General features: G+C 53.3%; 13 protein-coding genes. 10 read left to right on the forward strand and 3 right to left on the reverse strand.

Annotated elements, in window-relative coordinates:
• Positions 1-43 precede the first annotated feature (43 nt).
• Positions 44-1,348 carry a serine hydroxymethyltransferase gene (glyA, locus tag H142_RS0101890; protein WP_017930401.1) on the forward strand — a complete coding sequence of 435 codons (1,305 nt, stop codon included), beginning with the start codon at positions 44-46 and terminating at the stop codon, positions 1,346-1,348.
• On the opposite strand, the gene H142_RS13955 is transcribed toward glyA, so the two are convergent.
• The gene (locus tag H142_RS13955) at positions 1,345-1,713 is read right to left on the reverse strand and encodes a PaaI family thioesterase (RefSeq protein WP_324602980.1); all 369 of its coding nucleotides are present in this window, start codon (positions 1,711-1,713) and stop codon (positions 1,345-1,347) included. The genes glyA and H142_RS13955 overlap by 4 nt on opposite strands.
• Positions 1,714-1,852: 139 nt before the next feature.
• On the opposite strand from H142_RS13955, the gene nrdR reads away from it, so the two are divergent.
• The 8 genes from nrdR (at position 1,853) to H142_RS0101935 (ending at position 8,920) form a co-directional block, all read left to right on the forward strand.
• A complete protein-coding gene (nrdR, locus tag H142_RS0101900) occupies positions 1,853-2,314 on the forward strand; it encodes a transcriptional regulator NrdR (RefSeq protein ID WP_017930403.1) in 462 nt (153 codons plus the stop codon).
• An 8-nt stretch (positions 2,315-2,322) separates the two neighbouring features.
• Entirely contained in the window at positions 2,323-2,976 is a 654-nt protein-coding gene (locus tag H142_RS0101905; RefSeq protein ID WP_017930404.1) for a RibD family protein, read from the forward strand.
• Positions 2,976-3,602 (forward strand): riboflavin synthase, encoded by a 627-nt coding sequence (locus H142_RS0101910; RefSeq protein ID WP_017930405.1) that lies wholly within the window; start codon positions 2,976-2,978, stop codon positions 3,600-3,602. The genes H142_RS0101905 and H142_RS0101910 overlap by 1 nt, the downstream gene beginning before the upstream one ends.
• On the forward strand, positions 3,599-4,744 hold the full coding sequence (ribB, locus tag H142_RS0101915; protein ID WP_017930406.1) for a 3,4-dihydroxy-2-butanone-4-phosphate synthase: 1,146 nt from the start codon (positions 3,599-3,601) through the stop codon (positions 4,742-4,744). Before H142_RS0101910 ends, ribB begins: the two co-directional genes overlap by 4 nt.
• Complete coding sequence (gene ribH / locus H142_RS0101920) at positions 4,741-5,196, forward strand: 6,7-dimethyl-8-ribityllumazine synthase (protein ID WP_017930407.1); 456 nt, start codon at positions 4,741-4,743, stop codon at positions 5,194-5,196. The genes ribB and ribH overlap by 4 nt, the downstream gene beginning before the upstream one ends.
• Entirely contained in the window at positions 5,196-5,654 is a 459-nt protein-coding gene (gene nusB / locus H142_RS0101925; protein WP_017930408.1) for a transcription antitermination factor NusB, read from the forward strand. Before ribH ends, nusB begins: the two co-directional genes overlap by 1 nt.
• A 6-nt stretch (positions 5,655-5,660) precedes the next feature.
• The gene (gene thiL / locus H142_RS0101930; RefSeq protein WP_017930409.1) at positions 5,661-6,614 is read left to right on the forward strand and encodes a thiamine-phosphate kinase; all 954 of its coding nucleotides are present in this window, start codon (positions 5,661-5,663) and stop codon (positions 6,612-6,614) included.
• A gap of 206 nt (positions 6,615-6,820) precedes the next feature.
• Positions 6,821-8,920: a sodium-translocating pyrophosphatase gene (locus H142_RS0101935; RefSeq protein WP_017930410.1), complete on the forward strand. Its 2,100-nt coding sequence runs from the start codon at positions 6,821-6,823 to the stop codon at positions 8,918-8,920.
• Between the two features lie 579 nt (positions 8,921-9,499).
• Here the strand turns inward: H142_RS0101935 and H142_RS0101940 are convergent.
• Both H142_RS0101940 and H142_RS0101945 read right to left on the reverse strand, forming a co-directional pair.
• Positions 9,500-10,723, reverse strand: a complete 1,224-nt coding sequence (locus H142_RS0101940; RefSeq protein ID WP_017930411.1) for an NAD(P)/FAD-dependent oxidoreductase — start codon at positions 10,721-10,723, stop codon at positions 9,500-9,502.
• 171 nt (positions 10,724-10,894) lie between these two features.
• Positions 10,895-11,398 carry an outer membrane protein assembly factor BamE gene (locus H142_RS0101945; RefSeq protein WP_017930412.1) on the reverse strand — a complete coding sequence of 168 codons (504 nt, stop codon included), beginning with the start codon at positions 11,396-11,398 and terminating at the stop codon, positions 10,895-10,897.
• A gap of 103 nt (positions 11,399-11,501) precedes the next feature.
• On the opposite strand from H142_RS0101945, the gene H142_RS13960 reads away from it, so the two are divergent.
• On the forward strand, positions 11,502-12,029 hold the full coding sequence (locus H142_RS13960; protein ID WP_169331787.1) for a ubiquinol-cytochrome C chaperone family protein: 528 nt from the start codon (positions 11,502-11,504) through the stop codon (positions 12,027-12,029).
• The last annotated feature ends 18 nt before the right edge of the window (positions 12,030-12,047 follow it).

The raw sequence follows: 12,047 nt of genomic DNA on the forward strand, positions 1-12,047 counted from the left end.
CGAATATGTTAAGTGACGCGCTCTAGATTCTAAGGAGCCGCCCATGTCCGCCGACGCCAATAATGCCACTGCGCATTTGTCCAATTATTTCACGCAGAGTTTGAAAGATCGCGATCCCGATCTTTATGCGTCGATGGCGGACGAGCTTGACCGTCAGCAGCATGAGATTGAGCTGATTGCCTCTGAAAATATCGTCTCCAAAGCGGTTCTTGAAGCGCAGGGCAGCGTGCTGACGAACAAATATGCCGAAGGCTATCCGGGAAAACGCTATTATGGCGGGTGCCAGCATGTGGATGTGACCGAGCAGCTTGCTATAGACCGCGCCTGCGAGTTGTTTGAGTGCGGGTTCGCCAATGTGCAGCCCAATTCAGGCAGTCAGGCTAACCAAGGCGTTTTCCTTGCGCTATTGTCGCCCGGCGATACCATTATGGGCATGGACCTCGCGTCCGGCGGGCATCTAACCCACGGCGCGCCACCCAATATGAGCGGCAAATGGTTTAACGCTGTCACATATGGCGTCGACGAGACCACCCATCTGATTGATTATGACCAAGTCGAGCGTCTCGCGCTCGAGCATAAACCCAAGCTCATTATTTGCGGGGGCAGCGCTTATAGCCGCCAAGTCGATTTTGCGCGCTTCCGCGCTATTGCGGACAAAGTCGATGCCTATCTCCATGTTGATATGGCTCATTTTGCTGGACTGGTCGCAGGCGGTACCCATCCATCGCCATTTCCGCACGCTCATGTGGCCACGACAACCACACATAAGACATTACGCGGCCCGCGCGGGGGCATGATCCTGACCAATGACGAAAAGTTGGCTAAGAAGTTTAACTCCGCCATCTTTCCGGGCCTTCAAGGCGGCCCGCTTATGCATGTTATCGCGGGCAAAGCCGTCGCATTTGGCGATGCACTCAAGCCCGAGTTTAAAGCCTATAGCCAAGCCGTCATTGATAATTGCAAAGCCATGGCGCAGGCTTTGGTTGAGGCTGGATACGCTGTTGTCTCCGGCGGTACGGATACGCATTTGGCGCTGATTGACCTGTCCCCCAAAGGCGTAAAGGGCAATGCGGCGGAGAAAGCTTTGGGCCGCGCCTATATTACCTGCAATAAAAACGGCATTCCGAATGACCCTGAAAAATTCACGGTCACATCCGGCATTCGCGTCGGCTCCCCGGCGGGAACTACGCGCGGTTTCGGCGCGGCAGAGTTTACGCAGATTGGCAAGCTGATGGCCGAGGTTCTGGACGCTCTCGCGGATAACCCCAAAGGCAATCCGGATGTCGAAGCCAGCGTGCGCGAGCGCGTCAAAGCGCTTACGGCAAGATTTCCAATCTACGGCGGTTAATTTTTATCCGGCATGACATAAGTGACAATCGCGTGGCTAACAGGTTTGGTTTCATCCGATGTATACATGGTGACAGAAAAGACGCCCAGCTTGCGGCCCATTTTCAAAGTCTTACAATGCGCTGTTAGAGTTTCGCCTTGAGCCGGGCGGAGAAAATCAATGTTCAAATTTGACGTCAATGCCATAGGCGTGACGCCTTTAAGCGTGAAGACCGCGACATATCCGGCGTGGTCGGCGAGCGCCATTTGGGTCGGGCCGGAGATAAAACCCCCGGGGCGGATGTTAAGGGGGCCCAGCGACATTTCTATCCAAACCTCGCCGGGTAGGGCGCGGGTTAATTTGGGAATTGTGAAGTCTGTTTCGATATGCGCGAAGGCGGTCTCGAAAAAGCATTGATTTCATCTATATTCACGGCTGACATATGGGCTCGATTTTCTTTGCATTAGAGACTGGAAATCTGACCTGTCTGATATAGGGTTCGCTCAAGATATAAAGAGGTTATCCATGCGTTGCCCGTTTTGCGGATCAGAAGATACACAGGTCAAAGACAGCCGCAGCGCCGAAGACGGTAATGCGATCCGCCGCCGCCGGCAGTGCAATAGCTGCGCGGCGCGGTTCACAACATTTGAACGCGTGCAACTGCGCGAGCTGACCGTGGTAAAAAAAGCCGGGCGCCGCGTGCCTTTTGACCGCGATAAAATGATGCGCAGCGTTAATATTGCGATGCAAAAACGTCCCGTTAGCGCCGACCAGATTGAGCAAATGCTGTCGGGCATTGTGCGCCGCCTTGAGAGTATGGGCGAGCTGGAAGTGTCATCCGATGTCATTGGCGCGGCCATCATGGAAGGCCTCGCCAATCTGGATAGCGTCGCCTATGTCCGATATGCCAGCGTCTATAAAGATTTTAAAGAAACCAAAGACTTCGAAGCGTTTATTGGCGACGAAAAACTGGACGGGGCAGAATAGGCCGCGCTATGTCACGCCCCCGTATCACCCTAAAACTTGCCACCTCGTTGGACGGTAAGATCGCGCTGGCTAATGGCGAGTCCGAATGGATTACGGGCGAAAAAGCGCGCGCCGAAGGTCGTAAAATGCGTGGCGGCCATGACGCCATATGCGTTGGCGCGAATACGGCGGTGCTGGATAATCCGCAGCTCACCACTCGAGAGGGCGATTTGCCTGACCCCATGCGCGTGGTTTTTGACAGTCAAATACGTCTTTTGCCTGATACAAATTTGGCGCAAACAGCGCAGGCTGTTCCTGTTGTCTTATTCTGCGCTGCTGGCAATGAACATGGCGAGTCCGCACAGACGCTGACAAAATTAGGCGTCAAAGTTCTGCCGCTCCCTATGACGACGGGTGGCCTCGAAATTGAGGCTGCATTGTCCGGCTTGTGGCACATTGGCGTGCGGTCTCTCTTGCTTGAAGGCGGCGGGCTGCTGACCGCCAGTTTCGTCAAAGCCGATGTCATTGACCGTATTGAATGGTTCCGCGCGCCAATGATATTGGGCGGCGATGGCCGCGACGGGGTGGGGCCGCTGGGTCTTAACTCTATGTCCGCCGTTAACCGCCTGACCCGTATATCCGCGCGCGAGATTGGCGACGATATGTGGGAGACATACGAATAATGTTCACAGGCATTATTACAGATATTGGTGAAGTGAACGCGATTATCCGCGACAGCCAAGGGGAGTGGGGCGACACGCGCATGGATATATCCTGCGCTTATGACCCCGATACGATCGACATCGGCGCGTCTATCGCGCTGTCCGGCGCGTGCATGACGGTAATTGAAAAAACCAAAACTGATGCGGGATGTATCTTTGCTGTCGAAGTCTCCGATGAAAGCCTGTCCAAAACGCATTTAGGGCAATGGGACAAAGGCCGTAAAATCAATCTGGAACGCGCGATGAAAGTCGGCGATGAATATGGCGGGCATATGGTGTCAGGCCATGTTGACGGTATCGGCGAAGTCTTATCTATCAGTGCCGTTGCAGGATCGCATAATATCCGCTTTTCAATGCCGGCTGACCTTCGATTTGCGATCGCGCCCAAAGGCTCGATCACCATTGATGGCGTATCATTGACGGTTAACGCAGTCGGCGGGGACTGGTTTGAGGTCAATATCATCCCCCATACATGGGAGGTGACGACATTGGGCCAACTACAGTCAAACGATAAAGTAAATCTGGAAATCGACACTATCGCGCGCTATGTGGCGCGGTATCTCGCCCATATGAAAGAGACGATGTGACTGATTTAAACGAAGCGACATTCCAGGATGTTTATAATCTAGCGACGCCTGAAGAAATCATCGATGATGCCCGCAATGGCCGTATGTATATCCTTGTCGATGCTGAAGACCGCGAGAATGAAGGTGATCTGATTATACCGGCCCAATTTGCGACGCCTGACGCGATTAATTTCATGGCTCGGTTTGGCCGCGGACTGATTTGCTTGGCGATGGAACAAGAAAAAGCCGACGAGCTTGGCCTGAAAAATATGAGCGCCGAGAACCGCTCGCGCTTTGAAACCGCATTTACGCAGTCTATCGAAGCCCGCGAAGGCGTCACAACCGGTATTAGCGCCGGTGATCGCAGCCATACCATCCAGACGGCGATTGATCAGGACAGCCGCGCCGACGATATCGTGACGCCCGGCCATATGTTTCCGATTATCGCTAAAGATGGCGGCGTTTTGGTCCGCACGGGCCATACCGAGGCCAGCGTTGATATTTCGCGCATGGCAGGGCTGAACCCGTCCGCCGTGATTTGTGAGATCATGAATGATGACGGCACAATGGCCCGCCTCGATGATCTGGTGAAATTTGCGCAGTTCCACGGTCTGAAAATCGGCACGATTGAAGATTTGGTCGCCTACCGGATGAAGAAAGATCACTTCGTCAAACATATCGCCAGCAGCGATTTTACATCGCAAAATGGTGACGAGTTTAAAATTCATATCTATCGTAACTTCCTTGATGGATTAGAGCATGTGGCTTTGACCAAAGGCGAGGCCGTCAAAGGCCAAGAGAGTCTTGTGCGCGTGCACAAAGTCGATTTTGCCGGTGATATTCTCTATGAGGAAAGTCCGCGCTCCGGCTTGATCTGGGACGCGATGAAGCAGCTCGCCGCGCATGACGGACACGCCGTCCTAATCCTTATTCGTGAAGGCTCTATAGATACATTGCTCGAACGCCTCGGCGCCCATAAAAGCGTTGTTGACCGCAAAGAACAAAATATCCGCGAATATGGCGTTGGCGCGCAAATGCTGGCTCATCAGGGTGTGCATAAAATGCGCCTGATTACCAATGTAATGCCCAAACTTATCGGGCTAGAAGCTTATGATTTGGAGTTAACCGGAATTACGCCGTTGATTAAAGGAGGCAAGTCATGACAAAAATACTGGTTGTCGAAGCCCGCTTTTACGAGGACTATTCCGACATGTTGCTTGAAGGTGCGTTGGACGTGCTACAAGCGGCCAAGGCGCATATCACCAAAGTGACCGTGCCGGGCGCGCTGGAAATTCCGCATGTAATTTCTATGGCCGAGGCTGCCCAGAAAAATAAAAAAGAGGGCGGCTTTGACGGCTACGTTGCGCTGGGCTGCGTTATTCGCGGGGAAACCAGTCATTATGATTATGTCTGCGAGCAGAGCGCGAGGGCGATTATGGACCTCGCGGTTAATCAGCAACTGGCCATTGGCAACGGTATTATCACAGTCGAGAATGACAAGCAGGCAAAGGCCCGCGCGGACAAAACCAAAAAAGACAAAGGCGGCTTTGCGGCGAATGCCTGTCTGAAGATGATTAAAATCCGCAGCGAACTTAATGCTGGCGGGACCGCGTAATGGACGTGACGTCCGAACTTCGCGGCGCCTCTCGATTGGCGGCCGTGCAGGCGCTCTATCAGATGGAACTGTCCGGGCAGGGTGCAGGCGATGTCGTCATGCAATTTCGCAATAAGGCTTTCGGCTATGATGGCGAAAAAGGCTATAAAGCGGCTGACGAGGAATTTTTCGAAGAGTTAGTGCGCGGTGTAGTGCGGGAGCAAAATGATATTGACGCAAAAATTGCGGTGCGTCTGAACCAGAAATGGAGACTGTCACGGCTGGACACGACACTGCGGGCGATTATGCGGGCAGCGGTGTTTGAACTGGCTTATCGCGTCGATGTTCCGGCCAAAGTTGTGATTGACGAATATGTTACCCTGTCCATGAGCTTTTATGACGGACCCGAGCCGAAATTCGTCAATGCCTCTTTGGACAATCTGGCGCGCGATGTGCGCGCTAGCGAATTTTCAGCATAATCTGTGATGGGTGAATTTGATTTCATCCAAACCTATCTGGCGCCTCTCGCGGGCCGTGAAGGGCTCGGCCTGCTTGACGACGCGGCGCTGCTTAGCCCCCCGCTTGGCCGGGACCTAGTAATCACGCAAGATACAATGGTTGAAGGCGTGCATTTTCCGAGTGGTCAGTGGGGCGCGGGGACGGCCGAAAAACTGCTTCGCGTCAATCTTTCTGATCTGGCCGCCAAGGGCGCTACGCCGTGGGGCTATTTCCTGTCGCTGTCACTGCCGCGCGCCATGGATGAGCGCTGGCTCTCGGGATTTGCCAAAGGGTTGGAAGCCGGGCAGCAGGCCTTTGACTGGCATGTCATGGGCGGCGACACGACCCGTATAGACGGGCCCCTCGTCATTAGCTTAACCGCTATTGGGACTGTCCCAAGCGGCAAAATGGTCAAGCGCAGCGGCGCGTCTATTGGCGATATCATTTACGTAACGGGAACAATTGGTGATGCCATGCTGGGTCTGGACCTGGCGATGGGCCGCGCGGTTATTCCGGTCAGCGGGCAGGGTCTTATGGTCTGGGAAGAGGCCTATCAACGGCCCGAGCCGCGACTGTTTATCCGTAAATGGCTGCGCGATAACGCAAGCGCTTCAATTGATGTTTCTGATGGATTACTCGCCGATGCGCAGCATATCGCAAGCGCCTCGAATGTCGGTTTAACCCTCAATCTTAGTGATATCCACTTTAGCGCGCCAACGCGCGAATGGGCTATGGCGCAAGATGATCCGCAAGCGGCAATGGTACGCCTCATCACAGCCGGTGATGATTATGAAATCCTGTTTACCAGCGCCGCTAATGTCACATCAATCAATAGTGTGTCTGTGACGGCGATAGGAATAGTGACCGCTGAGGGAAGCAAACTTTTAAGCCCCAATGGCGTCGACATTACCCCTGCCCAAACAGGATACCGCCACTTTTAGCACGAAAATAACCTTGACCAGACATTAAGCCGCTTTAATGTGCCGCCATAACCGCGGGGGGAAGCGTGCCTGAGAGGGGGCGGCCAACTCCATTATCGCGAGGGGAAGCGCTCACAGTGTCAGTGACACTGTCGAAGCGGCCAACTTCATAACACCGCAGCCTAGACCCAAAACGGGCAGGCTCAAATTATGGGGAGAGATCAATCATGACTCTTTATCTAATCATCGCAGCAGGCGTTCTTGCTGTATTATACGGGATTGTGACCCGTGCCAGCCTGATGAAGGCTTCCACCGGCAATGAACGTATGAACGAAATTGCCGGCGCCATTCAAGAAGGCGCGAAGGCTTATTTGAATAAACAATATAAAACGATTGCCATTGTCGGCGTTGTTGTCACCATACTGCTCTTCATATTATTTCGCAACGCGATTGCGCCTGTTGGCTTTGTCATCGGCGCGGTTCTGTCCGGCATTGCCGGATATGTCGGCATGCTTGTCTCTGTGCAGGCCAATGTCCGTACTACCGAAGCATCACGCAGTTCACTCGGCGCAGGCCTAAACGTAGCCTTCAAAGCGGGCGCAATCACAGGCATGCTTGTGGCCGGCCTCGCTTTGCTCGGTCTTTCTGTCTATTATATGATCTTGGTTGGCCCTATGGGCGCGGATTCACGTGACGTTATTGACGGCCTGATCTCTCTATCTTTAGGCGCGTCATTAATCTCCGTTTTTGCCCGTCTGGGCGGCGGTATCTTTACTAAAGGCGCCGATGTCGGCGGTGATTTGGTCGGTAAAATCGAAGCCGGAATTCCCGAAGATGACCCCCGCAATCCTGCAACAATTGCTGATAATGTCGGCGATAATGTTGGCGATTGCGCAGGCATGGCGGCGGATCTGTTTGAAACTTATGTTGTCACAATTGCCGCGACAATGGTTCTGGGATCTATTCTGTTTAGCACCGTTGGCGTTCTTATCCTCTACCCCATGGCGATTGCGGCATCTTGCATTGTCACATCCATCATCGGTACATATTTTGTGAAACTCAGCAAAGGCTCAACCAATGTTATGGGCGCGCTTTATAAGGGTCTGATTGTTACAGGCGTTTTGTCTGTCGGGGCTATCGCTCTTGTGACGCAGTTCGTTCTTGGCGGGTTTGGCGAAATTGCAGGGACGCCGTTCTCCGGTATGGACCTGTTGATCTGCGGCATTATCGGGCTGGTGATTACCGGCGCGATCGTTGTGATTACGGAATATTATACAGGCACGAAATACCGTCCTGTCCGCTCTGTCGCGGAAGCATCCGAGTCGGGTCACGGCACCAACGTTATCCAAGGCCTTGCGGTCTCTATGGAAGCGACAGCCATTCCGGTTCTGATCATTGTGTTCGGTATCATCAGCACATATTCAATGGCCGGTCTCTACGGTATTGCGATTGCAGTTACAGCCATGCTAGGCGTCGCCGGGATGATTGTCGCGCTCGACGCCTTTGGTCCTGTGACCGATAATGCTGGCGGTATTGCGGAGATGGCAGAATTGCCATCTGAAGTGCGCAGTACAACAGATACACTCGACGCAGTGGGCAATACGACCAAAGCGGTCACGAAAGGCTACGCGATTGCGTCTGCCGGCCTGGGCGCCTTGGTTCTGTTTGCGGCTTATTACGAGGACGTGAAATATTTCGCGGCGAATGCAGAGCCGGGAACATTCTTTGACGGCCTTGTCGCAGATTTCTCACTGACTAATCCTTATGTCATTGTCGGTCTGTTTATCGGCGGCATGTTGCCATATTTGTTCGGCGCGTGGGCGATGCAATCCGTCGGCCGCGCCGCTGCCGCAATCGTTGAAGAAGTCCGCCGTCAGTTTAAAGCGGATCCGGGCATTATGAAAGGCACATCACGCCCCGATTATGCCAGGGCGGTTGACCTTCTGACGGGCGCAGCGATTAAAGAGATGATTAAACCCTCTTTGCTCCCCATCCTCGCGCCAATCGTTCTGTTCGTCGCTGTGAAGTACACGGCGGGTAATGCAGAAGCGATCTCCGCGCTTGGCGCCATGCTTCTCGGCGTAATTGTTACGGGTCTGTTCGTTGCGCTGTCTATGACAGCCGGCGGTGGCGCGTGGGATAATGCCAAGAAATATATCGAAGACGGTCACCATGGCGGTAAGGGCAGCGATGCTCACCAAGCCTCAATCACTGGCGATACCGTTGGTGATCCGTATAAAGATACAGCCGGCCCTGCTGTGAACCCGATGATTAAAATCACCAATATCATCGCGCTTCTCTTGCTGGCCGTATTGGCTCACTCATAGCTCTATGCGGCTTTGCCGATTAGAATAAGCTTATAAAGCCTCGCTCTCAGATTTTGGAGGGCGGGGCTTTTTTTCGTTTGTCTATCTCAATAATTTGTCTCTTTATCGCGTTGTAAGTAGGGCGTCCGTGCGGGCAATTCAGAACCGGAAAAATACCGGAAGGTTAAGGGTTTCGTTCTCAATCACCTTATGCACTCGAAAGCGCGTAAGAGGTTCATTTGCCCGAAGACAAGGTAGCCACCGCACGGCGACATGTCTGCCAGCGGCCATGAGCCGGGGTTAGCCGTTCTAGCTCTCACTGGCGGGACTCCACACTGTACGTTTTACAGCGCTTTATCCCATGCCGCCTTATCTCCAGCCAGCCAACGATCACTTGCCTGCCCTGTGAGATAAGGACAGTTTGAAACTACATCAGGTTTGAGAGGCGGGGGTTGTTTTTTATATACCCGCTTTTTTGAAGTGCCCAACGCCCCGCAACGGATGACGGATGGGGTGGGTTCTGGGTAAAGTATATCCACGCTTAAAACGTGGATATAGCTATGATTATACTCAAATAATATCCCCGCTCTGCACAATAGTTCAACTTTTAAAAGCAAAGAGGTCTGCGTCGGGGTCAGTCTTGCCGTCAATTTGAGCCGAAATAATTTGCGATGCGATTTGCGAGAACGTAATGCCATTGCCGCCAAAGCCCATGACCCCATAAATATTAGGCTGACCGGGCACCGCTCCGATAAGCGGCAAACCTGTTGCAGTTGTCCCAAATGGAGCGGCCCAACGGTGTGACGGGGGATAGAAAGACAAGCCGGTCAGCGCTTCTATTTTTTTCAAGATAAGGTCAGTTTTTATGACCAGTTTTTGCGGGTTGAAATGAGCCGCCTCAAATTCTTCGTCTTCGCCTCCGGCAATCAACTCGCCATTTTCAGACATACGAAAATATAAATACGGGTCCGCCGCCTCCCAGACGAGTATGGTCTGTAGCCAGTCCGGCACCGCGCTGCGCGGTTTAGCCGAAAGCGCCCACGTCGACACGATATTATGGGCCTCATTACGCAGAGGCTTGAAGATTTCATAGCCGGTACAAAAAATGGCTGATTTCGCTGTTACTTTGCCTGCGTCTTCCAACCGTAGGGTCACATCTGCATTGGTCGCGAGAAAATCCTCCACTCGGCAATTGCTCACGAGCTCCGCGCCATTGTTACAAACATCATTTAGAATTGCGGCGGTCAGTTTTGCGGGATTGCAACTGGCCGAAGCTATCGACACTATGCCGGCCGTGCGGTGCATGTTGAAACGGTTTTGGACTTCTGATCCCGTAAGATAACTGGCCTGCAGCCGCGCCGCCAACCGGGCTTCATATTCATCTTTCATCGCGCGGTGACCCATTTCGTCGCCCGCCAGAAATAGAGTCGCCTTGCGCTGAAAATCACAATCATAAGCCGATGCCGCGATAAGCTGGGAGAGGTCTTCGACAGCTTTTGCTGAACGACGCCACGCTCTTTGGGCCTTTTCAGTGCCGATTTTTTTGGATAAATCACGTAGAGGTACATCGATTTCGTGTTGGATCATCGCTGTACTGGCTAATGTGCTGCCCTGAACGGGGTCCCTCTTATCAATAATGAGAACACCCAGACCCTTTTCGGTCAGGGCCTTAGCCATCAGAGCGCCGCTTATACCTGTGCCTACAACCACAGCGTCATAGACAGCTTTTGATGGCCGTGAACCATGCGGCAAAATTTGTGCAGGGGGCCGCGCCCAGCGGGGCACACCCGTATGAAGGTCGCGATTCTCGACGATATTAAGCATATAACCCGGCTAAATTTTCCAGTTTTGGGGAAGCCCAAGTTTATAAACGCCTTGTGGGTCGCAGCGTTCCCGGATGCTAACTTCTTCAGACAAAATATCGCCGGCTTAATGTGCCACCAAAAAACCCGGCGGGTGAGCGCCGGGCTTATGTACAGTTTTGGCTATCCGGTATTAATTACCGCTGCCTGGCCCTGTACTTCCCCCCCCGGGTACGTTTTGCTGGCCTGTCAGGCGGTCGGTCGGAAGACGGCCAACAGTGCCAAAAATTTGCTCTAACACGGATAGTTCGCGCCCGCGTGTCGGTGTTTCACGCCCGACAAAATTCACGATACGGCCGTCTTCAAGGCCGTATTCCGCCACGGCCTGAACCTGACCGTCATCATTAAAAACGACTGCTGTGATCTGGCGTTCCCGCGTAGCCGGGCGCAGATAGGCCAAGCGCTCGCGCGTGCTGGAAATATAATACCATGTATCCAGTTCGAACGTGCCTTTGGTCGACGGATTGCCGAGGCGCGACAAGACGGTGGCCTTCGTGTCGACGCTGGGCTCGACCTGTTGCGGCTTGGAGCCTTCGACAGGCACATAGCCGTGATTACGAAGCGTCGGGTTGCAGGCCGAGAGGCTGAGAGCCAGCACGGATGCGCCGATGAGGAGTTTGACTGTTCTTGCGACCATAGGACGTTGCAATGCACCTTGTTATTCGCCATCGGGTTAGCCAAATAGAACGGCCCGCGCAAGACAAAGGCACGTGGTTTACTGAAGTTTCATGGAGGGCCTTATGTTTAAACGGTTTTTTAAAACCCGCCCCGAGCAGCGCGATGCCCAAAATCTGTATAATTGGGCCATGACGGGCGCGCGCCAACCGGATTATTACGTGCCCGGCGGCATTGAAGACAGCTATGATGGCCGCATTGAGTTTTTGTTTTTGCATCTGGGCCTGATTCTACATCATTTAAGACGGTTCGGGCCGGACGGTGAGGTGCTAAGCCAGAGCCTTTATGACGTGATGATTGCCGATTTCGATGTGGCTTTGCGCGAACAGGGTATTGCCGATACGGGAGTGCAGCGGCGTATTAAAGCGATGGTGCGCCTGTTTTACGGACGGGCCAAACTTTATCACGAAGCAGCCAGCGAGGGCGATGACGCGCTCGTCACAGCTGCGCATGGCGCATTATTGCCGCATGACAGTCCAAACCCTGACGTCCAGATACGGGTGCCGGACTATACGCTTCGCCTACACCGCGCGATGCAGGCGGCGACTTTGGCGGATTTTCAAAACGCCCGTCTATGCGGAGATTTACAATAAGGCGGTAGGATTTCAATC

Source organism: Robiginitomaculum antarcticum DSM 21748 (assembly GCF_000365025.1).
Taxonomy (GTDB): Bacteria; Pseudomonadota; Alphaproteobacteria; order Caulobacterales; family Maricaulaceae; genus Robiginitomaculum; species Robiginitomaculum antarcticum.